The following is a 23,088-nucleotide window of genomic DNA, read 5'->3' as shown; positions in this document are numbered from 1 at the left end:
CCCCCGGAAACGCCGCGGGACTTATCATGTCCGGTTGCCCAAAATCGACCGCCTCGTGAATCTCCCCCCCGAAGACGCTTACCTCGGCGCCGTGCTGGCGCAGCAGCGCATCAGCATCCGCGGCGCGCGCACCCACAACCTCAAGAACGTCGACCTCGACATTCCGCGCAACAAGCTGGTGGTGATCACCGGCCTGTCGGGCTCGGGAAAATCGAGCCTGGCCTTCGACACGCTCTATGCCGAGGGCCAGCGCCGCTACGTCGAGAGCCTGTCGGCCTATGCGCGGCAGTTCCTGCAGCTGATGGACAAGCCGGACGTCGACATGATCGAGGGCCTGTCGCCGGCGATCAGCATCGAGCAGAAGGCGACCAGCCACAACCCGCGCTCCACCGTGGGCACGGTGACCGAGATCCACGACTACCTGCGGCTGCTGTATGCCCGCGCCGGCACGCCCTACTGCCCCGACCACCACCTGCCGCTGCAGGCGCAGACGGTGAGCCAGATGGTCGATGCGGTGATCGCTCTGCCCGACGAGCCGCGGCTCATGATCCTGGCGCCGGTGGCGCGCGAGAAGAAGGGCGAGTTCCTCGAGCTGTTCGCCGAGATGCAGGCCCAGGGCTACATCCGCTTCCGGGTCGACGGCCAGACCTACGAATACAACGACCTGCCCAAACTCAAGAAGACCGAGAAGCACGACATCGACGTCGTGATCGACCGCCTGCGCGCGCGCGCCGACATGCAGCAGCGCCTGGCGGAGAGCTTCGAGGCCGCGCTGCGGCTGGCCGACGGCCGGGCGATCGCGCTCGAGATGGAGACGCCGGCGGCCGAGGGCAGCACGCCCGCCGTGCCGCGCGAGCATCTGTTCAACGCCAAGTTCGCCTGCCCGATCTGCCACTACTCGCTGGCCGAGCTCGAACCGCGCCTGTTCTCCTTCAACTCGCCCGTGGGGGCCTGCCCGAGCTGCGACGGCCTCGGCCACCGCGAGTTCTTCGACCCGGCACGGGTGGTGGCCTTCCCTTCGCTGAGCCTCGCGAGCGGCGCCGTCAAGGGCTGGGACCGCCGCAACGGCTACTACTTCAGCATGCTGGAGAGCGTGGCCAAGCACTACAAGTTCGACCTCGACAAGCCCTTCGAGGAACTGCCCGCCTCGGTCCAGCAGACGGTGCTGCACGGTTCGGCGCAGGAAGAAATCAAGTTCAGCTACGTGATGGACAGCGGCCAGCAGGCCGGCAAGAAGCTGGTCCGCAAGCACCCTTTCGAAGGGATCATCCCGAACATGGCGCGGCGCTACCGCGAGACCGATTCGACGATGGTGCGCGAGGACCTCTCGCGCTTTCGCAACATGCAGCCCTGCCCCGACTGCGAAGGCTCGCGCCTGCGGCGCGAGGCGCGCAACGTGTTCCTGGTCGACGAGTCCGGCCCCGAGCCGAAGCGCATGGCGATCTACGAGATCAGCCATGCCACGCTGCGCGACAGCCTGGCCTACTTCCAGCAGCTGCAGTTGCGCGGCGCCAAGGCCGAGATCGCCGACAAGGTGGTGCGCGAGATCGGCCTCAGGCTCAAGTTCCTCAACGACGTCGGCCTCAACTACCTGAGCCTGGACCGCAGCGCCGAGACGCTGTCGGGCGGCGAGGCGCAGCGCATCCGGCTGGCCTCGCAGATCGGCTCCGGCCTCACGGGCGTGATGTACGTGCTCGACGAACCCAGCATCGGGCTGCACCAGCGCGACAACGACCGGCTGATCGGCACGCTGCGCCATCTGCGCGACATCGGCAACAGCGTGATCGTGGTCGAGCACGACGAGGACATGATCCACGCGGCCGACCATGTGATCGACATGGGGCCGGGCGCCGGCGTGCATGGCGGGCGCGTGATGGCGCAGGGCACCTATGCCGAGGTCGCGGCCCACCCGGACTCGCTGACCGGCCAGTACCTCTCGGGCGCGAAGAAGATCGAAGTCCCCGCGCGCCGCACGCCGTGGCTGCCGGTGGTCGCGACGGCGGCCTTTCACGGGGGCAAGAAGCCGCCGCGCTTCCCGCCCAGCCCGGCGGCCGAGCGGCGCGCCGCGCGCGAAGCGGCGCACCTGGCCTCGCAGTCCGATCTGCAGGAGATCCGCGTCATCGGTGCCAGCGGCAACAACCTGCAGAACGTCAGCGTGGCCTTCCCGGTCGGTTTGCTGACCTGCGTGACCGGCGTCTCGGGCTCGGGCAAATCCACCCTGGTCAACGACACGCTCTACAGCGCGGTCGCCCGCACGCTGTACCGCGCCCACGAGGAGCCGGCCGAGCATGAGGCGATCGAGGGCATCGAGTACTTCGACAAGGTGATCAACGTCGACCAGTCGCCGATCGGCCGCACGCCGCGCAGCAACCCGGCCACCTACACCGGCCTGTTCACGCCGATCCGCGAGCTGATGGCCGAGACCAACACCGCGCGCGAGCGCGGCTACGGGCCGGGCCGCTTCAGCTTCAACGTCGCGGGCGGACGCTGCGAGGCCTGCCAGGGCGACGGCGTGGTCAAGGTCGAGATGCACTTCCTGCCCGACGTCTACGTGCCCTGCGAGGTCTGCCACGGCCAGCGCTACAACCGCGAGACGCTGGAGGTGCTCTACAAGGGCCGCAACATCGCGCAGATCCTCGACATGACGGTGGAGACCGCGCACGACTTCCTGAGGGCGGTGCCGACCATCGAGCGCAAGCTGCGCACGCTGCTCGACGTCGGCCTGAGCTACATCAAGCTGGGCCAGTCGGCGACCACGCTGTCGGGCGGTGAAGCACAACGCGTCAAGCTCGCGCTCGAGCTCAGCAAGCGCGACACGGGCCGCACGCTCTACATCCTCGACGAGCCGACCACGGGCCTGCACTTCGCCGACATCGAGCTGCTGCTGAAGGTGCTGCACCAGCTGCGCGACGCCGGCAACACGATCGTGGTGATCGAGCACAACCTGGACGTCATCAAGACCGCCGACTGGCTGATCGACATGGGGCCCGAGGGCGGTGCCGGCGGCGGCATGGTGGTGGGCATGGGAACGCCGGAGGACATCGCGGCGAACGAGGCCAGCCACACGGGGCGCTATCTGAAGCGGCTGCTCTGACCGCGCTGCGGCGCCATGACCTGCGAGGTCATCGACGCCGCGCCGGCTCCCGGCGACATTGGATGCAAGCCGGCGCCAGGGTGGTGCCGGCAGCAACCAGGCCGAATTTCAAAGGCCGACGAAAGCGCATCATGAACGGCTTCGACATCCTCCCTCTCGCAGTGGGCCTTCTCATCGGCATCGCCGCCGTGGGTTCATGCATCGGCATCGGCATCGTCGGGTCGAAGCTTCTCGAAGGCACCGCGCGGCAGCCTGAACTCAAGGACACGCTGCAGACCCAGTTCTTCCTGATCGCAGGCGTGACGGACGGGGCTTTCATCATCGCGACCGGCATTGCCCTCTGGTTCGCAACAGCCAATCCGTTTAGGTAGTTGCTCGCCCCCAGGTTGCCCGCACTTCGTGTCGGGCGCCCACCCCCTACCGGGGGCAACACCGGCGGACTGGCAAAGCCAGATCCGCGGTGTTTCACCGACGGGCCTGGCTGCGCCGGCCGCTTACGGTCCGCTTCGGACTCTCAGCATGCCTTCCTGGGCCGTGGAGGCGACCAGGCGGCCGTCGCGCGTGAAGATGCTGCCGCGGCACAGGCCGCGCGCGCCGCTCGCGCTCGGCGAATCGAGGCTGTACAGCAGCCAGTCGTCCATGCGGAAATCGCGATGGAACCACATCGCGTGGTCGAGGCTCGCGGGGCGCACCTGGCCGCTCATGAAGCTCAGGCCGTGGCGCCGCATCGCGGCGCCCAGCAGGCCATGGTCGGACGCATAGGCCAGCAGGGCGCGGTGCACGTTGGGGTCGTCGGGCAGCGGCGCGATGGCGCGCATCCAGAGCGCGTTTTCGGACGGGCGCGGCGCCGGCGCGAGCAGGTCGTCAGGGTCGACGCGCCGGTACTCGAGGCCATGAGGCGCCACGCCCTTGAGGCGCCAGCGCTCGGGCAGGCGGTCGCCGAGCGCCAGGCGCTGCTCGCGCTCGTTCGCCAGGCCCTCCGGCCCGGCGACGGCGGGCATGGCGAGCTGGTGTTCGATGCCGTCGTCGACGGTCTGGAACGAAGCCGACATCTCGAAGATGATGCGCTCGCCCTGCCGTGCCACCACGTGCCGGGTGGTGAAGCTGCGGCCGTCGCGCACGCGGTCGACCGCATACTCGATCGGCGCATGCTCGCCGGGCAGCAGGAAGTAGGCATGCATCGAATGGGCCGGGCGGTCCGCGTCGACGGTGCGGCTGGCCGCCATCAGCGACTGGCCCAGCACCTGGCCGCCGAAGACCGCCGGCGTGCCGAGGTCCTCGCTCTGGGCCAGGAAGCGATCGTTGCCGAGCGGTTCGAGGCGCATCAGTTCGACCAGTTCGTCGACGACGCGGGTGGCGGTGGCAGGATCAATCATCGGGGAAGGCGGGAAAAAGACAGCCTGCAACGATAACAAAGAGACGGCCACGGCGCTGTCCCGCGGCGGTCAGCCCCGGCCCGGGCCGACGTTCAGTGGTCGAGATCGAGGTCGACGGCGTCGGCCGCGAGCTTGCGCTGCAGCGCCGGCACGTCGACGGCCGCGAAGGCCGCAGCGCCCAGCGTGGCCGCGGCGGTGCCCGCGGCCTGACCCATCACGAAGCAGCCGCCACTGGCGCGCGCCGCCGACTGGCCCTCGTGCGTCATCGAGGCACAGCGGCCGGCCACCAGCAGGTTGTCGACGCCGCGCGGCACCAGCATGCGCCAGGGCAGCTGGTTGTAGGTGCGGCGATCGTCGCGCGGGAAGGCCCATTCGATCCGGCCCGCCGCATGCATCTCCATCGGCCAGGCGTTGATGCCGATGCTGTCGGGAAAGCGCGCCGACGACAGGATGTCCTCGCCCGTCAACGCATAGAGGCCCTCGATGCGCCGGGTCTCGCGGATGCCGACCTGGGGCGCGATCTCGACGATGGCCGACTGCTCGAAGCCCGGCACCTCGGCCTTGAGGAAGCGAAAGAACTCGCCGATCTGGCGCCGGCCCTCGACCTCGCCGTCGCTGAGCTCGCGCGCATCGACCCCGTTCATCGCGCCGCCTTCGGCATTGCGGATCTGCGTCACGTTGGCGCGCCATTCGCGCGGGTCGATCTGCGGCCGCAGGATCGCACCCTCGCGCGGAAAGCTGTAGGCCCCGGGATCGCGCTCGCGCGCCTTCGCCATCAGGTCGTTGATGGCCTTGAATTCACCGACGGCCGCGAGCGCACGCGCGGCCTCGACGTGGCCGACCCGGAACATCGTGGAAGGAAAGAGGCCGCTGCCCTGGCCGTCGCCGACCGCGAACGGCACGCCCGCGAAGGCGGCGACATCGGCATCGCCACTGCCGTCGACGAAGGCGTTGGCGCGGATCGCCTGGCGGCCCGACTTGGTCTCGACCACCAGTGCGGCGATGCGCTTTCCGTCCATGACGACGGCCGCGGCCAGCGCATGGAACAGCAGCTGCACGCCCGCGTCCAGCAGCAGCTGGTCGGCCGCGCACTTGTAGAGCGAAGTGTCGTAGGAGCGCACCCGGATGCGGCCGTGCATGCCGTCCTGCGGCTTGTTGAGTCCGCCCAGGGCGTCGAGGCGCGCCAGCAGCTCGTCGGCCACGCCGCGCACCAGCTGCGTCATCTCGCCATTGCGCTTGCCGTAGAGGCCGGCGAAATTGGTCACGCCGCCGGCCGTGCCCATGCCGCCGAGGAAGCCGTAGCGCTCCACCAGCAGCGTGCGCGCGCCGTGGCGCGCGGCGCTCACGGCGGCGGCAATGCCCGCCGGCCCGCCGCCGACCACGACGACGTCGTACTCGCCGAAGACCGACAGGTCGCGAGCAGGTTCGCGAAGGACGTCGTTCATTTCTTCTCCATGAGACCGATTTCGGTCGGCCGGCGAAGCCCGGCCGTGTTCGTGAAACACCGCGGAACCGGCTTTGCCGGGCCGCTGGTGTTGCCCCCGGCAGGGGGGTGCCCGAGCCACACGCAGTGGGCGAGGCTGGGGGGTTACTGAAGTTTGATGCCGTTGGTCGAGATGATCTTGGACATGATCGCGGCCTCTTCCTTCACCCGCGTGCGCATGCCGTCGGGCGAGGTGCCGACCGCCTGCCAGCCCTGCTCGAACAGCTTCTGGCGCACTTCGGGCGACTTCATGATGGTCGCCAGTTCCTTCGTGATGCGGTCCTGCGCGGTCTTCGACAGGCTCGCGGGGCCGACCAGCGCGGTCCACACCTCGAGGTTGAAGTCGCGCACGCCGGCGTCCGCGAGCGCAGGCACATCGGGCGCCAGCGTGCTGCGACCGCTGGTCAGGCCGACCGCCTTGACCTTGCCGGCCTTGACCTGTGGCAGCGCCACGCCAGGCGGGATCAGCGCCATCTGGATCTGGTTTCCGATCAGGTCGGTCATGACCTGCGGGTTGCCCTGGTAGGGCACATGCTCGGCCTTCAGGCCCGGCACGCGGCTCTTGAGCAGCTCCATGCCCAGGTGGCCGACCGAGCCGACGCCGACCGAGCCGTAGCTCCACTTGTCGCCGCCCTTGCGTGCGGCGTCGAAGAAGGCGGCGCCGGTGGGCAGGCTGCTCTGGGCCACCAGCACCAGCGGCGCGGTGGCGATCAGCGACAGGTACGTGAAGTCCTTGCCCGGGTCGTAGGGCAGCTTCGGGTACAGCATCTTCGACGAGGTCAGGTTGCCGTTGATGACGATGCCGAGCGTGTGGTCGTCGGTCGCCTTGGCCACCTGGTCGGCCGCGATGTTGCCCGAGGCGCCGGGCTTGTTGTCGACCACCACCGGCTGGCCCAGGGCCTTCGCCAGCGGCTCGGCGATGGTGCGTGCGGCGATGTCGGGGGTCGATCCGCCGGGGAAGCCGACGATCAGGCGGATCGGCTTGGTGGGCCAGCTGCTGGTTTGCGCCGCAGCCGCAAGCGGCAAGGCGCCGGCGGCAAAGCCGCAGGCGGCGATCAGGAGGGCTCTCTTGGATGGATGCATGGAAATAGGGCGGGAATGAGAAAGAGGGCCGAAGGATAGCCCCATGTAACCAGACGTCAGTCGAGGCTGATGTTGCCGCGCTTCACGAGGTCGCCGTAGATCTTCGATTTCGCTTCCGCGTTGCGCTCGATTTCCTCGGGCGGCCAGGCCAGCGGCTCGAAGGCGAAGGTGTCGAAGCGGGCCCGGATCTCGGGGTCGGCGATGACCTTGGCGACATCGGCGTTGATCTTGGCGCGGATCGCGGCCGGCACGCCCTTGGGCGTCAGCAGCGAGACGAAGGAGTTCACCTCCAGGCCCGCCGGCCCGCCGGCCTCGGCCATGGTCGGCACGTCGGGCATCTGGGGAATGCGCTTCGGCGCCGCGATCGCGATGTAGCGCAGCTTGCCGGCCTTGTAGATGCCCTGGCTCGAAGGCAGGCTCGCGAAGCTCCACGCCACCTCGCCCGATCCGACGTTGGCGAACAGCTGCGAGACCTCGCGGTAGGGCACGTGCTGCATGTGGGTGCCGGTCAGCGCCTCGAGCTGCTGGGCCCCCAGGTGGCCCGGACTGCCGACGCCCCAGGAGCCGTAGCTGACCTGCCCCGGCTTCTCCTTGGCGGCGGCGACCAGGTCGCTCATGTTCTTCCACTTCGAGTCGGTCGGGACGGCCACGAAGAAGGGCGTGCGGAACAGCGAGGCCACCGGGTCGAAATGCTGCAGCGTCACGAAATTGCGCGACTTGTAGAGGTGCGGCAGCGCGGCGACGTGCTCGCTGTCGAGCTGCAGCAGGCTGTAGCCGTCGGGCGCGGCGCGGCGCGCCTGCTCGATCGCGATGAAGCCGCCGCCGCCGGGCTTGTTGTCGACCAGCACGCGCTGGTTCCAGAGCCGGCCGAGCTTGTCCGAGACCAGCCGCAGCACCGCGTCGGGGCCGCTGCCGGCGGCGAAGGGCGTGACGATGGTCACCGGCTTGCTCGGATAGTCCGCGGCCGGAGCCTGGGCGACGGCCGTGGTGGCGAGCAGGGCCGTGGCGCCGGCGGCGACCAGCGAGAGGATGGATTTCATGCGTCTTCTTTCGGGGTTTGAATGGTCCGACGGCGTTGTATCAGGTCGGCGCGGCATGCGCGTCGTCGAGGCAGTGCGCCGGGTTCCAGCCGTAGAGCCATTCGACCGCGTCGTAGAAGCGCTCGGGCGTGCGGCCGGTCCAGAGGCTGTTGCGCACCAGCCGCTCGACGCCCTTGGCATGGTAGAGCCGGCCCATCTCGCGCACCGACAGCACCACCCGCGCCGTGCGCGCGACCCGGGCCGAGGCATAGAGGCGGAAGGCGGCGCTCAGGTCGTAGTCGCAGGCCTCGACCGCGGCGCCGAGCGTCACCGCGTCCTCCAGCGCCATGCAGGCGCCCTGCGCCAGGTACTGCATCATCGGATGGGCGGCGTCGCCCAGCAGCGTGGCCCGGCCCTCGCTCCAGTTCGCGACCGGCTCGCGGTCGGCGGTGCTCCAGCGGCGCCAGGAGGTGGGGCGGTCGAGCAACTGCCGCGGGCGCGCGTGCACGCCCTCGAAGTACGACATCACCTCTTCCTTGCTGCCCTCGCTGACGCCCCATTCCTCGCGCTCGCGGCTGTGGAAGGTGACGACCAGGTTGTACTGCTCGCCATGGCGCAGCGGATAGTGCACCAGGTGGCAGTCGGGGCCGGCCCAGACCACGGGCGCGTTCCAGCGCAGGTCCTCGGGCATGTCGGCCGCCGGCACCACCGCGCGGTAGACCACGTGACCCGAGACCCGCGGTGCATCGCCGATGAGCTTGGCGCGCACCACCGATTTCACGCCGTCGCAGCCCACGATGGCGTCGGCGTTGAAGCGCCGGCCGTCGCGCGTCACGGCGGTGACGCTGCGATCCCCCAGGTCCAGCGCCTCGACCTGCGCCGAGGTGTGGAAGCGGATCAGCGGATGCTGCTTCACCGCCTCGTGGATCGCGCCGTGCAGGTCGGCCCGGTGGCTGACCGCGTAGGGGTTGCCGAAGCGCGCGCGGAAGGCCTCGCCGACCGGCACCGAGGCGACCTCGCCGCAGTCGACGGCGTCCATCATCACGAGCCGGTCGGTGAACACCGAGCCGCGCCGCACCGCTTCGCCCACGCCCAGCGCATCGAGCGCCGCGAAGGCGTTCGGACCCAGTTGCAGCCCGGCGCCGATCTCGCCGATGGTGGCGCTCTGCTCGAGCAGGTCGACACCGATGCCGAGCCGTGCCAGTGCCAGCGCCGCCGCCATGCCGCCGATGCCGCCGCCGACCAGCAGGACGCTGGGTTTGGGGTTGCCTGGGGTGTCCATGATGCGTCTCCTCGGAGGATGTCAGTCGATGCGAACCGCGATCGGTTCGAGGCCGTCGATACGGACTTGCATGGTCTGCCCGCGCTGCACCGCGCCCACGCCCTCGGGCGTGCCGGTGAAGATCAGGTCGCCGGGCTGCAGCGCGAACAAGGTCGACAGGTTGGCGATCACCTCGCTGACCGACCAGATCAGGTTGCGGATGTCGCTCTTCTGGCGCACTTCGCCGTCGACCTCGAGCGTGATCGCGCCGGCCGTCATCTCGCCCATCGCGGCGCGCGGGCGCAGCACGCCCACCGGCGCCGAGAAATCGAAGGCCTTGCCGATCTCCCACGGCCGGCCCTGCTCGCGCATCTTCATCTGCAGGTCGCGGCGCGTCATGTCCAGGCCCACCGCGTAGCCGTAGATGTGGTTGACCGCGTCGCCAACCGCGATGTCACGCCCGCCGGTGCCGATCGCCACCACCAACTCGGCCTCGTAGTGGTAGTTGGCGGTCTGGTCCGGGTAGGGAATGCCGACCGCCCGGCCGGCCGGCACCGGCACCACCGAGGCGTCGTCATTGGGCTTGCAGAAGAAGAAGGGCGGTTCGCGGTCCGGATCGAAACCCATCTCGCGCGCATGCGCCGCGTAGTTGCGGCCGACGCAGTAGACGCGGCGGACCGGGAACAGATCGGTCGAGCCGGCGATGGCGAGGCCGACCACGGCCGGAGGAGAAACGACGAAGGACATGAAGACTCCTGCCGCGCGCAGCGGCAACATGGATGAAGAAAAAAAGCGGCGACCCGAAGGCGCCGGAGATCAGGCGTTGTCGAGGAAGGCTTCGCGCAGCACGCCCATCGCCTGCTGCACCGGCCGGTCCGAGAAACTGAACAGCACCGCCTCCTCGCTCGCCGCCAGACGCAGCGGCGCCCAGGACGGCACGACGAAGGTGTCACGCGGTCCGAAATCGAAGCGCTGGCCGCCGATCTCGGCCGTGCCGCGCCCCTCGACCACGCTGTAGACCGCGCCGTCGGTGGCGCGGTGCGTCTTGCCGGCAAAGCCGGCGGGCAGCAGCTGCAGGTTCGTCGCGATGGTCGGCATCGGCGAGCCGCCGGTCAGCGGATTGATGTAGCGCAGCTTGTGGCCCAGCCAGGCGTCGGCGGCTTCCTGCTTCTGCAGCTGGGCCAGCGCTTCGCGGCTTCGCGCATAGGGGTAGTTGAAGATCGGCGAGGTCGGCGACGCGTGGTCGTGACGCACCGGCACCATGTTGTGGCCGAAGCGCGCCAGGCTGTGGCCCTCGGGTCGCGCGACCTGCTGCACGCGGGCGTCGTCGTTCTCGGCGAAGCCGGCGTCGAAGAAGCGCAGCATCGGGATGTCGAGCCCGTCGAGCCAGACCACCGGCTCGCTCACGCCTTGTATGCCCTCGTTGCCGTGGTCGTGCCAGGCCCACGAGGGCGTGATGATGAAGTCGCCCGGGAACATCGTGGTGCGCTCGCCGCCGACCGTGGTGTAGGCGCCCTTGCCGTCGACGATGAAGCGCAGCGCCGACTGCACGTGGCGGTGCGAGGGCGCCACCTCGCCCGGCATGATGAGCTGCAGCCCGGCATAGAGCGACTGCGTGATCGACGAGCGGCCCGGGATCGCCGGGTTCTCGAGCACCAGCACGCGGCGCACCGCTTCCTCGGCGGTGATCAGCTCGGCCGACTCCATCAGGAGCGGCCGGATCTCGTCGTAGCGCCAGAGCGCCGGCACGCAGGGCGTCTGCGGCTCGCGCGGCACCAGAGCGTGCAGCGACTCCCACAGCGGCGTCAGGTTCAGCGGGCGGATGCGGTCGTAGTAGGCGCGGCGTTCGGCGCCATCGGTGCGGGCGACCGGCAAGGCGGTGTTCATGGGGCGTGTCTCCTGGCGTCGAGCGCCGAGGCCCGCATTGTTGGTCCCGACCACTATTTGTTCAAGACCTCCACTCAATACTCGGAATATCGTTTTTGGATAATGGGGCCTCTTCAAGGGAATTCCGATGTCCAAGCTCGATCTCGAATGGCTCGCGGTCTTCGACGAGGTCTACAAGACCGGCAGCGTCTCGAAGGCGGCCGACCGGCTGGGCATGGCCCAGGCGGCGGCCAGCACCATGCTCAACAAGCTGCGCGCCCATTTCGACGACCGCCTGTTCGCCCGCACCGCCCAGGGCATGCAGCCCACGCCCTATGCCCAGCGGCTGAGCGTGCACGTGCGCGAGGTGCTGGCCCAGCTCGACCAGGCGCGCGGCAGCCGCGGCGGCTTCGTGCCCGGCGAGGCGAGGCGCAGCTTCCGCATCTGCATGACCGACATCAGCGAGGTGGTGCTGCTGCCGGGGCTGATCGACCACCTGCGGCGCCACGCGCCCGGCGTGCACCTGGAGACCGAGATCATCTCGACCGACAGCGGCCGCCGCCTCGAGGACGGCGAGGTCGACCTGGCCGTGGGCTTCATGCCGCAGCTGGACGCCGGCTTCTACCAGCAGACGCTCTTCATGCAGAACTTCGTCTGCCTGGCGGCGCAGAACCATCCGCGCATCGGCGCCCGGCTCACGCGCAGGCGCTTCGAGGCCGAGGCGCACGCCGTGATCTCCTCGTCGGGCACCGGCCATGCGATCGTCGACAAGACCATCGCGCGCCTCGGCCTGGCGCGCGACGTGGTGGTGCGGCTGTCCAGCTTCCTGAGCGTGGCGCGGATCGTCGCCCACACCGAGCTGATCGTCATCGTGCCGCGCATCCTGGGCGAGGTGCTGGCGACGCAGGAGCCGGTCAGGCTGCTGGAGCCGCCCTTCGCGCTGCCCTCCTATGCGGTCAAGCAGCACTGGCACGAGCGCTTCCACGCCGACGCCGGCAACATGTGGCTGCGCCGCACGGTGGCCCAGCTGTTCGCTCCCGGAAACGCCGCAGCGCTCGCATAATCGGCGCGGGCGCCCCATCGAACCACTCATCGCCCAGGCACTTCATGTCGTCCATCACCCTCCGATTCCTGGCCGAGCCCAGCACCGTCAACTTCGGCGGCAAGGTCCACGGCGGCACCGTCATGAAGTGGATCGACGAAGCCGGCTACGCCTGCGCGACCAGCTGGTCCAAGCGCTACTGCGTGACGGTCTTCATCGGCAGCATCCGCTTCCACCGCCCGATCATGATCGGCGACCTGGTCGAGGTCGAGGCGCGGCTGGCCTACACCGGCAACAGCAGCATGAATATCTCGGTCGAGGTCCGCAGCGGCGACATGAAGGGCGGCGAGATGCACAAGACCACCGAATGCCTGGTGGTCTTCGTCTCGGTCGACTCGCACGGCCGGACGCTGCCGGTCGACAGCTTCACGCCCGGCACGCCGGGCGAGATGGCGCTGGCCGAGCGGGCCCGGGCGCACCTCGAGGCCACCCGCGCGGCCATCGCCAGCCCATAGGCCATCGCCAGCCCATAGGCCGGCGCCGGGCCGCCCCAAGGCGGCCTGCGGCCCCCTCGGGGGGCAGCGAGTACACGAAGTGACGGAGCGTGGGGGCCAGTTCAGCGCGGCATCAGCTGGTAGTAGTCGAAGCCGGCGCTGCGCCCGCCCAGGCAGACGGCCAGCGTGTCCTCGACCTCGCGCCACAGCGCCAGCCGGTTGCGCCACTTGCGCACGCCGTGGCCCTCGTCGGCGAAGGTCATGTAGCGCACCGGCCGGCCGAGCCGCTGCAGCTCGGCCACCACCTCGTCGGAGTCCTGCCGCAGCACGCGGACGTCGTTGCTGCCATGGATCACCAGCAGCGGCGCCGTGATCCGGTCGACCTGGGAGATCGGCGAATTGGCAAGCATCGCGGCGCGCTCCTGCGGCTTCTCGACGTCGCCGAAAGTCATGGCGAAGTAGTGCCGGTTGCGCCAGAACGGCGGCCAGTTCTCGATCACGCGCGGCCAGTTGGCGACGCCCACGACGTCGATCCCGCAGCGGTAGTCGTGCGGCTTCTGGATCAGTTGCGCCAGCACCGAGAAACCGCCGAAGCTGCCGCCGAAGAGCGCCAGCCGCTGCGGGTCGGCGATGCCCTGGTCGATCGCCCACTGCACCGCCTCTGCGATGTCGCGCTGCATGCGGCCGTTGTATTCGAGCGCGCCGGCCATCAGGAAGGCGCGGCCGTAGCCGCTGGAGCCGCGGTAGTTGACCTTCAGCACCGCATAGCCGCGGTTGGCCAGCATCTGGGTGCTGGTGAAGCCGGCGGCCTGCCAGCGGTCGCGCGCCCAGGGGCCGCCGTGGATGTCGACCACCAGCGGCGCCGGGCCGGCGACGCCGCGCGGGCGCACCACATAGCCGTGCACCGTGAGCCCGTCGGAGGTCTTGAAGGCGAACGGCTCCGTCGGCGCGAACAGGCCCGCGTCGGGCCTGCGCGGCGGGGTCAGGCGGGTCAGCTGGCGGCTGTCGCGGTCCAGCAGCAGCTCGACCGCCTCGTCGCCGGTCACGGCGCGCAACACCATCTGCCGGCCGTCCTCGGCCATGCTCGAAGGCCGGATCACGACCGGCTCGGCATCGAGCCAGCCACGCCCGCGCGCGTCCCGCGCCGCGGCGGCCACCTCGGCGCCCAGCGCGGCATCGAGGTAGACGAAGCGCGGCAGCCCGGGCTCCAGGCCGTAGCCATAGGGCCCGCCCTGCCGCGGCGGGTACTGGGCGTAGTCCAGGTCGACCTCGGCGTCCTCGGCCAGCACCCGTTCGGCGCCGCTGGCCAGGTCCAGCTCGACCAGCGCCGACTTGTCGCGGCCGATGTTGGTCATGGCCCAGAGCCGGCCGTTCTGCAGGTCGATGCGGTGCGGCCAGAAGAAGTCGAAGGCCTTGACGGTGCGCAGCGTGCGCCAGCTGCCGTCGGCATTGCGCAGCTCCACCGCGACGTCCGAGCCGTCGGCGCTGCCGAGCTGGCGGGTGCGGCCGGCGAGCTGCTGGTCGCTGCCGATGAGCCAGGCCAGCACCCGGCCGTCGGCGTCGGCGCGCGCCACCTCGCGCACGGTGCGCGTCTTCGCATCGGCCTCGTACAGGTCCATGCCCGCGCGATCGCGCCGATTGCTGCTGAAGTAGAAGCGCGCGCTGCCCGGCGCGCCGCGCGCCACGAAGGCCGAGCGCACGCCGGGCCAGGGCGTCACGGCCCAGGCCTTGGCGTCGGGGGCCTCGCTGTCGAGCACGAACAACTGCGTGTTCTCGTCGCCGTTGAAGTCCTTGATGTAGGCCAGGTGCCGGCTGTCGGGCAGCCAGGCATAGTTCGGCCCGGACGCGCCCGGAGGCGCCAGCGTGCCGACGGCGAAGGTCCTGGTGCCGGGCCCGCCCGGTGCCGCGGCATCGGCGCCGGCGCGCACCGCGAGCCCGATGTCGGTGCCGACGGTCTGCGCCCAGAGCAGCCGGCGGCCGTCGGGCGACAGCGAATGGCCGTCGAGGTAGTCGATGTTGGCGACGAAGCGCCGCATCGGCACCAGCGGCGGCAGCGCGCCGCTCTCCTGCGCCGCGACCAGCGCGGGGGTGGTGGGCGCGGTCGAGCAGGCGGCCAGCGCAGCCGCAGCGGCGGCCATGACGGCCAGGCGACGCAATCCGAAAACCATGGACTGTCTCCCTCTTCAGTTTCGATTGTTGTGGCCCGAAATTGTGGCGCGGCCAACCTTTGGCAAAGCCAAAGGTCCCCGCATGCACAATCGCCGCCGTGCACATCCTGCTGATCGAAGACGACCTCGACCTGGGCCGCGCCCTGCAGGCGGCGCTGAAGGTCGACGGCCTCAGCAGCGAGTGGCGGCGGCGCGCGGCCGATGCGCCTCGCACCCTCGACGACACGGTCTTCGACTGCGTGCTGCTCGACCTCAGCCTGCCCGACGGCAGCGGCTTCGAGCTGCTGGCGCGCTGGCGCCGCGAAGGCTCGCTGCTGCCGGTGATCGTGATCACCGCGCGCTCGGCGGTCGAGGACCGTCTCGCGGGCCTCGATGGCGGCGCCGACGACTTCGTCATCAAGCCCTTCGCCACGGCCGAGCTGATCTCGCGCATCCGGGCCGTGCTGCGCCGCTCGGCGCGCCAGGCCAGCGAGGTCTGGACCCTGGGCGCGCTGACGATCGAGCCGCGGCGCCACCGCGGCGCATTGCACGGCGAGCCGCTCGAGCTGTCGCCGCGCGAGTTCCGCCTGCTGCTGGAGCTGGCCCGCGAGCCCGGCGCGGTGGTCGCCAAGGGCGTGCTGGCGCAGAAGCTGGAGCCGCTCGGCGAGCCGCTGGACTTCGCCGCCATCGAGGTGCACGTGTCGAACCTGCGGCGCAAGATCGGCAGCGCCCGGGTCCACACGGTGCGCGGCGTGGGCTACATGCTGGCGCCATGAAAGGCCTGCTACGTCCGACCATCGTGCAGCGCGTGTTCCTCGCGCTGGTGGTCGCCTTCGTGGGGGTCTGGGTGGCGCTGGTGGCCTACTTCTACATCGAGTTCCGGCAGGCGCTCGCGGTCGACCAGGGCTTGAAGCGGGTCGGCCGGGCGCTCACGGCCGCGCTGGCGGAAGTCGACGACGATGCCCAGGCGCGGCTGCTGATCAGGGCGGCCGCCACCGAGTACAAGACCCTGCGCCTGAGCGGCAATCCGGCCGGCAGCCTGCTGCTGGAGCTTCGGCTGCGCGACGGCGGCCCCCTCTTCGCCTCGCCCGGCCTGGGCGCCCAGGCGTTGTCGGGCCTGCCCCTGCAAGTCGTCGACCAGGAACTGAACGGCAAGACCTACTGGGTCTACCGCAGCGACGCCGGGCGATGGTCGCTGCAGCTGGCCGAGCCCAAGATCACCGGCCTCTGGATCCTCGAATACAACGCCCGCCGGATGCTGCCCCATCTGATGCTCGCCTTTCCGATCGTGCTGCTGCCGATCTGGTTCGCGGTCAAGCTGGGCCTGCGCCCCTTGCAACGGCTGGCCGACCGCATCGCCGAGCGCGGCGCGACCGACCTTTCGCCGATCGGCCTCGATCCGCGCTACGCCGAGATCAAGCCGCTGGTCTCTGCCCTGGAGCGCCTGCTCCAGCAGCTGCGCGAACGCATGGCGCGGGAGCGTGCCTTCGTGCACGACGCCGCCCACGAGCTGCGCACCCCGATGGCGGTGATCGCCGCCCAGGCCCACGCGCTGGCGGGCGCCGGCAACCGCGAGGACCGCGAGCGGGCGCAGGCGCAGCTCGAGCAGGCGATAGCCCGCGCCTCCCACCTCACGCAACAGCTGCTCGAACTCGCCTCGCTGGACGAGGCGCGGGCACCGACGCCGAAGCGGGTCGACGCCGCGCAGCTGGTGCGGCAACTGCTCGCGCAGAGCGCGCCGCTGGCGATGAAGCGCCGCATCGAACTGAGCTTCGAGGCGCCCGACAGCCTGATGGCGCCGATCGAGGTGGCGGCTTTCCAGTCGATCCTCCAGAACCTGCTCGACAACGCGATCCGCTACGCGCACGAAGGTGCCAGGGTCGCGGTCTCGCTCGGCGTCGATGCCGCCGGCCAGCTCCGGCTGTCGGTCGAGGACGACGGGCCGGGCATTCCCGAGGCGGAGCGCGAGCGGGTCTTCGAGCGCTTCCATCGCGGCGCCGGCCACGAGACCCCCGGCTCCGGCCTGGGGCTGGCGATCGTCAGGCAGGCGGTGCTGCGCAGCGGCGGCCGCGTGGCGCTGGCGGACGGGCTCGGCCGGCGCGGTGCCGGCTTCCATGTGTGGCTTCCGGCGCCGGCCGCCTGATGCGCAGCGCGACCCGGGGCCGCCCTCAGAAGCTCACGGCCAGCCCCAGCGACACGCCGGAGACGTTGTTGCCGAAGACATAGCGCAGCACGGCCCGCACCCGCGTGATGAAGACGTCGTGGCCGCTGGTGTCCAGCTCGAGCCCGGTCCCCAGGGTGGTCAACCGATCGAAGCCCAGCACGTCGGCCTGGCTGCCGAGGTACCGCGAGTGGGAGAACTCCAGCACGTAGCGCAGCGGCCGGTCGAACGCATGCAGGCCGGTGGGTGCGCGCCAGCGGGCCCACACGTTGGCGGTGCGTGCCGAGGCGCTGCCTTCGACCGCCGCGCTGCTGCCGCCGAAGGACCTGAGCTCGATGTCCGAATAGCGCAGCTCGACATCGACCTCGTAGTTCTCGCGGTAGTGCTCCCAGTCGAGCATCACGGCGCCGCCGAGGCCGTAGGCGTTGAGCGAGCCGCCGTCGAGGAAATCGATCTGCCGGTCGGTCACATGCCCGAGGTACGCCCTGGCGATCTGCAGGTCGCTGGCCACCTTGCCGAGCGAGAAGTTGAAGATCGGGCGGAACGCGAGCTCCGGGGTGATCGGGAAGTCCCAGCCGATGCCCGCGGTGCCCGAGAGCGAGTTCCAGCGCGCCGGCAAGCTGCGCGACTCGGTGCCGTTGCTGGCGACGAAGACCGGGTCGTAGCGGCTGTAGGCGATCGCGCCCTCCAGGTAGAGAGGCAAGCGCTTGCTGACCGTGAAACCGCCACCGAGCTGCGACATCCGGACGCTGGGATCGCCGTTGGCCTGGTTGCTGATCGACAGGCTGCTCGAGGTCAGGTCCGGCACCGCCGAGTACGACATCAGCGCCAGCACCGCGTTGGCATGCTGCTGCACGCGCGACCCGACGATGTCCATCCCCTGCGCGCAGGCGGCCGTCGACCCCAGTGCGCAGGCGATCAGCAGCGAAAAGAGCGCCTCATGCCGCTTCATTGGCCTTGGGAGCCGGCGCGTCGGGCTCCTGCGCGATGCGGCGCGCCAGCTCGATGTCGCGCCCGAGAAAGAAGCCGAGCACCGTGCGGATCGCGGCGATGGCGCCGAGCTTGCCGATGTCGTCCCAGTTCGGCGACACCGCGGTGTCGATCAGGTCGGCCGCCAGCATGAACTCCAGGCCCAGCAGCAGCCAGCGCGAGAGTCCCTGCCAGACCTCGAGCGTGACGGCCGACGCCGCCCGGCCCGCGAACAGGCCGCGCACCAGATTCCACAGCGCCGCCGCGGTGCCGAAGGCGAGCAGCAGCATGGTGATGAACTGGAGCGTCTGCGACAGACGTTCGGCAAGGAGGTGCAGCGCTTGTTCCATGGGGGACCTTCGGGGAATCGCCCGATAGTGCCCGCTGGACGCCCGTTCGGAAATTGCCCTTTGGTGAGGGGGCCATGGCCCCGCACCGGCCCGATCAGCCCGCCGCCAGCACCGTCCCGCTGACCTCGCCCAGGCCGATCCGCACCGCGCCCGCGCGCTCGCAGCAGCCGCGCAGGCTCAGCGTGTCGCCGTCCTCGAGGAAGGTGCGGCGCTCGCCGTTCGGCAGCGTGATCGGGTTCTTGCCGCCGAGCGTGAGTTCGAGCAGCGAACCGGCCTCGTCGGGTTTCGGGCCCGACAGCGTGCCCGAGCCGAGCAGGTCGCCCGGCTGCAGGTTGCAGCCGTTGACCGTGTGGTGGGTCAGCAGTTGCGCCGCGGTCCAGTACGCGGCCTCGGCGGTGTTGCCGCGCGTGAGCCGCACCGCGGGCTCGCCGGCCTCGCGCATCTTCGCGGTCTGCAGCCAGACCTCGAGCGTGATGTCGAGGGCGCCGCGCTCGCGGTTGGCCGCCGAATCCAGGTAAGGCAGCGGCTGCGGATCGCCGGCCGCGCGCTCGAACTTCGCGCGGAAGGGCGCGAGCGCCTCCAGGGTCACGATCCAGGGCGACAGCGTGGTGGCGAAGTTCTTCGCCAGGAACGGCCCCAGCGGCTGGTACTCCCAGGCCTGCAGGTCGCGCGCCGACCAGTCGTTGAGCAGCGTGACGCCGAACAGGTGCGACTCGGCATCGGCGATCGCGACCGGCTCGCCGAGCGCGTTGCCCTGGCCGACGACGAAGCCCAGTTCCAGCTCGTAGTCCAGCCGCTTCGAGGGGCCGAAGCTGGGCACCTGCGCATCGGGCGCCTTGGTCTGGCCCTGCGGCCGCTTGAAGCGCTGGCCGCTGACGCCGATCGACGAAGCCCGGCCGTGGTAGCCGATCGGCACCCACTTGTAGTTGGGCATCAGCGGCTGGTCGGGGCGGAACAGCTTGCCGACCGTGACCGCATGGTGGATGCCGGTGTAGAAGTCGGTGTAGTCGCCGATGCGGCAGGGCACGGTCAGCTCGACCGCCGACTGCGCACTCAGTGCCTTGGCCCATTCGGCCTGCCTGGCGCTGCCTTCGCGCAGCCCTTCGGAGAGCGCGGCGCGCAGCGCCTGCCGCTCGGCCACGCCCTGGGCCAGCAGGACGTTCATGTCGTCGGTGTCGATCAGACCGGTCGCCTTCAGGTCCAGCACCTGGTCGCCGATCGCGACGCCGATGCGGAATGCCTCGCTGCTTCCGGTGGCGCGGAAGCGGCCGAACGGCAGGTTCTGGATCGGAAAGTCGCAGCCGGCCTGGTTGGCCGAGGCGACCCAGCTGCGCAGCTTCGGATCGTGGGTGGCGTTGATCATGGTGTTCATGGCTTGTAGTTGTCCTTCAGGCCGGCCCAGCAGTCGGCGTAGTCGTCGTCGAGCGCCGGGCTTTGCAGCGCGAACGCGGTGGGGATGAAGCGCCAGCGGCTCTCGAACATGAAGGCCAGCGTGTGGTCCAGCTTCTGCGGCGCCAGGTTGGCGCGGCTGGCCTTGTCGAAGGCTTCCTCGTCGGGGCCGTGCGGCACCATGCAGTTGTGCAGGCTGGCGCCGCCCGGCTTGAAACCGCCGGGCTTGGCGTCGTACTCGCCGTAGACCAGGCCCATGAATTCGCTCATGAGGTTGCGGTGGTACCACGGCGGACGGAAGGTGTCCTCCATCACCAGCCAGCGCGGCGGGAAGATCACGAAGTCGCAGTTGGCGGTGCCGGGGGTGTCCGAGGGCGAAGTCAGCACCGTGAAGATCGACGGGTCCGGATGGTCGAAGCTGATCGAGCCGATGGTCATGAAGTGGGCCGTGTCGTACTTCACCGGCGCCAGGTTGCCGTGCCAGGCGACCACGTTGAAGGGCGAGTGCCTGGTCGGTGCCGACCAGAAACGCCCGCCCGACTTCTTGACCAGCTCGTAGGCCACGCCGGCATCCTCGAAGGCGGCCACCGGGGCCTGGAAGTCGCGCGCGTTGGCGAGGCCGTTGGAGCCGATGGGCCCCAGCTCGGGCAACCGGAACTGGGCGCCGTAGTTCTCGCAGACATAGCCGCGCGAAGGGCCGTCCGGCAGCTCGACCTTGAAGGCGACGCCACGCGGCAGCAGCGCGATCTCGCCCGGCTTGACGTCGAGCACGCCCATCTCGGTGGTGATCACGAGGCGGCCCTGCTGCGGCACCACCAGCATCTCGCCGTCGGCGTTGACGAAGGCGCGGCGCTCCATCGAGCGGCTCGCGAGATAGACCAGGGCGCCGATGCCGGTCTGCGCCTCGGCGTCGCCGTTGGCGGCCAGCGTGTGCATGCCGTCGACGAAATCGACATCGGCATCGGCCAGCGGAATCGGCGCCCAGCGCAGCGGCTCGGGCGGCAGCGCGATCTCGCGGTCGGCGCCGGTGGTCCAGTGCGCCTGCGCATAAGCCTGGTAGCGGCCGGCGACCACCGAGGGCTGGCGCCGGTACAGCCAGGTGCGCCGGTTCTGGTGCCGCGGCGCGGTGAAGGCGGTGCCCGAGATCAGTTCGGGATAGAGGTCGAAGGGCGCGCGCTGCGGGCTGTTGCGGCCCTGCGGCAAGGCGCCGGCGACGGCCTCGGTGGCGTATTCGTTGCCGAAGCCGCCCTGGTAGCGGCGCTCGGCCGCAGATGCGTTCGTCATGGTGTGTTCTCTTGAAAACTCAACGGGATGGCGCGGCCGCCTCGAAGGCCTGGCGCAGCACGGCGGTCGAACCGATGTGGTTGGCCAGCACCAGCACGAGGCGGGCGTTGAAGGCATGGCTCTCGTCGCTCGTCAGGCCCTGGTGGGCTTCGATCAGCGCTTCGTAGAAGTCGTCGGGCGCATCGAGGTTCGGGGTGGTGATCAGGTCCATGGCGTTCTAGGCCTCTTTGGCCAATGCGCGGTCGTGCGCGGCGCGCACGGCCTCGGGTGTGGGCTCGCGCCAGCGGGCGCAGACATGCTGGTCGGGGCGCAGCAGGTAGACGGTGCCGGGCCGGGCGTCGTAGCGCCGGGCGGCGAGTTCGCCGGCACCGCCGTGGACGATCCGCACGACGTGCAGCGGCACGTCGGCGCGCGCCAGCGCCTCGAGGCTGCGCTCGGCGGCCTCGCCCTCGCCGAAGACCAGCGCCGTGAAGCGGGTGGTCTCGGCGCCGGGCGGGTAGAGCTCGCGCAGCAGCCAGCCGCTGCGGCCGTCGGCGCAGGCGATCGGCGCATCGGCCGCCGCCGCGCCGGGCACCATCCGCCCCGCGAACGCGTCCGCGTCCGGCGTGTTGAGCGCCGAGTCGCGCAAGGTGCTCGGCACCGACAGCCGTCCGCTGTTGACCAGCGCCCGCGCGAAGGCATGGCGCTTGGAAAGCTCCAGCACCGCATCGCGGAACAGCCGGCTGACCTCGCTCTTGGGCGTGATGAAGTCGGTCGCGCGGGTCGAGTTGCGGATGTTCTCGTCGGCCGCGTACTCGCGCTCGCTGGCATAGCTGTCGAGCAGCGCGTCGGGCGCTTCGCCGCGCAGCACCGCGGCCAGCTTCCAGGCCAGGTTGTCTGCATCCTGCACGCCGGAATTCGCGCCCCGGGCGCCGAAGGGAGACACGCCGTGCGCCGAGTCGCCGGCGAACAGCACGCGGCCGTGGCGGAAGCGCTCCATGCGCTGGCAGGCGAAGGTGTAGACGCTGGCCCAGCCGATGTCGAACTGCACCCGCTCGTGGCCGATGCTGTCGAGTAGCGCGCGCACCCGCGGGATGATGTTCTCGTGCTTGCGCTCCTCCACCGGGTCGGCATCCCAGCCGAGCTGGAAGTCGACCCGCCACATGTTGTCGGCCTGCTTGTGCAGCAGCACGCTCTGCCCCGGATGGAACGGCGGGTCGAACCAGAAGCGGCGCTCGGTCGGCAGGTCGGCGTCCATGTTCACGTCGGCGATCAGGAAGCGGTCGCGGAACACCCGCCCCTTGGCCTCCTGGCCCAGCAGCTGGCGCAGGTTGGAGCGCGAGCCGTCGCAGGCGGCCACGTAGCCGGCCGCCAGGCGGTAGTTGCCCTCGGGCGTCTCGATGGTCAGCAGCGCTTCGTCGGCGCCCTGCTCGATGCCCACCACCTTGTTGCTCCAGCGCAGGTCGATCAGCGGCAGCTCGGCGGCGCGCTCCGCGAGGTAGCCCTCGACGTAGTACTGCTGCAGGTTGATGAAGGCCGGACGCTCGTGGCCGGCCTCGGGCAGCAGGTCGAAGCTGTAGACCTGCTCGTCGCCGAAGAACACCCGGCCGACATTCCACGAGACGCCCTTGGCCACCATGCGCTCGGCGCAGCCCAGGCGGTCGAAGACCTCGAGCGTGCGCTTGGCGAAGCAGATCGCGCGCGAGCCGGTCGACAGCGTGCAGTCGTTGTCCAGCAGCACCACGGGCACCTGCTGCTGTGCCAGGTCGATCGCCAGCGCCAGGCCCACGGGGCCGGCGCCGACCACCACCACCGGGTGGCGCGCCGGCGTGGCCGCGTCCTGGTCGGCGTGCCGCTTGTAGTCGAAGCGCAGCGACTGGTAGTCGACCTGCGCCCCGGCCGTCGATGCGAGGCTTGCCATGGCTTCAGCCTTCGAGTGCTTTCCACATGTCGACGTCGCGCTCGGCGGTCCAGATGCGCGGGTCGGCATGGCCCGAGGCCTCGTCGTAGGCACGGCTGACGTCGAAGGGCATGCAGTGGTCGAAGATCACCCAGTGGCCGTACTTGGGCTTGAGCCTGGCGTAGGTCTCC

General features: G+C 70.2%; 20 protein-coding genes and 1 pseudogene. 6 read left to right on the top strand and 15 right to left on the bottom strand.

Features of this window, described 5'->3' with window-relative positions; all coding sequences use genetic code 11:
* The first annotated feature begins 55 nt into the window (after positions 1-55).
* Both uvrA and atpE read left to right on the top strand, forming a co-directional pair.
* The gene (gene uvrA, locus AB4Z46_RS32590; RefSeq protein ID WP_442287708.1) at positions 56-3,094 is read left to right on the top strand and encodes an excinuclease ABC subunit UvrA; all 3,039 of its coding nucleotides are present in this window, start codon (positions 56-58) and stop codon (positions 3,092-3,094) included.
* 131 nt (positions 3,095-3,225) lie between these two features.
* Positions 3,226-3,465 carry a F0F1 ATP synthase subunit C gene (gene atpE, locus AB4Z46_RS32585; protein ID WP_442287707.1) on the top strand — a complete coding sequence of 80 codons (240 nt, stop codon included), beginning with the start codon at positions 3,226-3,228 and terminating at the stop codon, positions 3,463-3,465.
* Between the two features lie 123 nt (positions 3,466-3,588).
* On the opposite strand, the gene AB4Z46_RS32580 is transcribed toward atpE, so the two are convergent.
* The 7 genes from AB4Z46_RS32580 to gtdA all read right to left on the bottom strand — a co-directional run bounded on the left by AB4Z46_RS32580 (position 3,589) and on the right by gtdA (position 11,203).
* Positions 3,589-4,470, bottom strand: a complete 882-nt coding sequence (locus tag AB4Z46_RS32580; RefSeq protein WP_442287706.1) for an acyl-CoA thioesterase — start codon at positions 4,468-4,470, stop codon at positions 3,589-3,591.
* Between the two features lie 92 nt (positions 4,471-4,562).
* Entirely contained in the window at positions 4,563-5,915 is a 1,353-nt protein-coding gene (locus AB4Z46_RS32575) for an FAD-dependent oxidoreductase (protein WP_442287705.1), read from the bottom strand.
* A gap of 143 nt (positions 5,916-6,058) precedes the next feature.
* The gene (locus AB4Z46_RS32570; RefSeq protein WP_442287704.1) at positions 6,059-7,036 is read right to left on the bottom strand and encodes a Bug family tripartite tricarboxylate transporter substrate binding protein; all 978 of its coding nucleotides are present in this window, start codon (positions 7,034-7,036) and stop codon (positions 6,059-6,061) included.
* Positions 7,037-7,092: 56 nt separating this feature from the next.
* Positions 7,093-8,076 (bottom strand): Bug family tripartite tricarboxylate transporter substrate binding protein, encoded by a 984-nt coding sequence (locus tag AB4Z46_RS32565; protein WP_442287703.1) that lies wholly within the window; start codon positions 8,074-8,076, stop codon positions 7,093-7,095.
* A gap of 40 nt (positions 8,077-8,116) precedes the next feature.
* Positions 8,117-9,337 (bottom strand): 3-hydroxybenzoate 6-monooxygenase, encoded by a 1,221-nt coding sequence (locus tag AB4Z46_RS32560; protein WP_442287702.1) that lies wholly within the window; start codon positions 9,335-9,337, stop codon positions 8,117-8,119.
* A 21-nt stretch (positions 9,338-9,358) separates the two neighbouring features.
* Complete coding sequence (locus tag AB4Z46_RS32555; RefSeq protein ID WP_442287701.1) at positions 9,359-10,063, bottom strand: fumarylacetoacetate hydrolase family protein; 705 nt, start codon at positions 10,061-10,063, stop codon at positions 9,359-9,361.
* A 69-nt stretch (positions 10,064-10,132) separates the two neighbouring features.
* Positions 10,133-11,203 (bottom strand): gentisate 1,2-dioxygenase, encoded by a 1,071-nt coding sequence (gtdA, locus tag AB4Z46_RS32550; RefSeq protein WP_442287700.1) that lies wholly within the window; start codon positions 11,201-11,203, stop codon positions 10,133-10,135.
* Positions 11,204-11,330: 127 nt separating this feature from the next.
* Between gtdA and AB4Z46_RS32545 the strand changes: the two genes are divergently transcribed.
* Together AB4Z46_RS32545 and AB4Z46_RS32540 are read left to right on the top strand one after the other, a co-directional pair.
* Complete coding sequence (locus tag AB4Z46_RS32545) at positions 11,331-12,245, top strand: LysR family transcriptional regulator (protein ID WP_442287699.1); 915 nt, start codon at positions 11,331-11,333, stop codon at positions 12,243-12,245.
* Between the two features lie 44 nt (positions 12,246-12,289).
* Complete coding sequence (locus AB4Z46_RS32540) at positions 12,290-12,739, top strand: acyl-CoA thioesterase (RefSeq protein WP_442287698.1); 450 nt, start codon at positions 12,290-12,292, stop codon at positions 12,737-12,739.
* A 101-nt stretch (positions 12,740-12,840) separates the two neighbouring features.
* On the opposite strand, the gene AB4Z46_RS32535 is transcribed toward AB4Z46_RS32540, so the two are convergent.
* Positions 12,841-14,886, bottom strand: coding sequence for a prolyl oligopeptidase family serine peptidase (locus tag AB4Z46_RS32535; RefSeq protein ID WP_442287697.1), 2,046 nt, complete (start codon positions 14,884-14,886; stop codon positions 12,841-12,843).
* Between the two features lie 98 nt (positions 14,887-14,984).
* On the opposite strand from AB4Z46_RS32535, the gene AB4Z46_RS32530 reads away from it, so the two are divergent.
* The gene (locus AB4Z46_RS32530) at positions 14,985-15,641 is read left to right on the top strand and encodes a response regulator (protein ID WP_442287696.1); all 657 of its coding nucleotides are present in this window, start codon (positions 14,985-14,987) and stop codon (positions 15,639-15,641) included.
* Entirely contained in the window at positions 15,638-17,008 is a 1,371-nt protein-coding gene (locus tag AB4Z46_RS32525) for a sensor histidine kinase (RefSeq protein WP_442287695.1), read from the top strand. Before AB4Z46_RS32530 ends, AB4Z46_RS32525 begins: the two co-directional genes overlap by 4 nt.
* 25 nt (positions 17,009-17,033) lie before the next feature.
* Here AB4Z46_RS32525 and AB4Z46_RS32520 read toward each other — a convergent pair whose 3' ends face one another.
* The 7 genes and pseudogenes from AB4Z46_RS32520 to AB4Z46_RS32490 all read right to left on the bottom strand — a co-directional run.
* Positions 17,034-17,978 (bottom strand): hypothetical protein, encoded by a 945-nt coding sequence (locus AB4Z46_RS32520; RefSeq protein ID WP_442287694.1) that lies wholly within the window; start codon positions 17,976-17,978, stop codon positions 17,034-17,036.
* Positions 17,965-18,345, bottom strand: coding sequence for a DUF1622 domain-containing protein (locus tag AB4Z46_RS32515; RefSeq protein ID WP_442287693.1), 381 nt, complete (start codon positions 18,343-18,345; stop codon positions 17,965-17,967). Before AB4Z46_RS32515 ends, AB4Z46_RS32520 begins: the two co-directional genes overlap by 14 nt.
* Positions 18,346-18,439: 94 nt before the next feature.
* Positions 18,440-19,717: a fumarylacetoacetase gene (gene fahA / locus AB4Z46_RS32510; protein WP_442287692.1), complete on the bottom strand. Its 1,278-nt coding sequence runs from the start codon at positions 19,715-19,717 to the stop codon at positions 18,440-18,442.
* Complete coding sequence (hmgA, locus tag AB4Z46_RS32505) at positions 19,714-21,018, bottom strand: homogentisate 1,2-dioxygenase (RefSeq protein WP_442287691.1); 1,305 nt, start codon at positions 21,016-21,018, stop codon at positions 19,714-19,716. Before hmgA ends, fahA begins: the two co-directional genes overlap by 4 nt.
* Positions 21,019-21,037: 19 nt before the next feature.
* Positions 21,038-21,229, bottom strand: coding sequence for a DUF2783 domain-containing protein (locus AB4Z46_RS32500; RefSeq protein WP_442287690.1), 192 nt, complete (start codon positions 21,227-21,229; stop codon positions 21,038-21,040).
* A 6-nt stretch (positions 21,230-21,235) separates the two neighbouring features.
* Entirely contained in the window at positions 21,236-22,918 is a 1,683-nt protein-coding gene (locus AB4Z46_RS32495; protein ID WP_442287689.1) for an FAD-dependent oxidoreductase, read from the bottom strand.
* A gap of 4 nt (positions 22,919-22,922) precedes the next feature.
* A pseudogene (locus AB4Z46_RS32490) lies at positions 22,923-23,088 on the bottom strand (MBL fold metallo-hydrolase); the annotation flags it as partial.

The organism is Variovorax sp. M-6, from assembly GCF_052114385.1.
GTDB lineage: Bacteria > Pseudomonadota > Gammaproteobacteria > Burkholderiales > Burkholderiaceae_C > Variovorax.
Note: the sequence above shows the minus strand (reverse complement) of the source record. Positions and strands in the feature narration are given on the sequence as shown.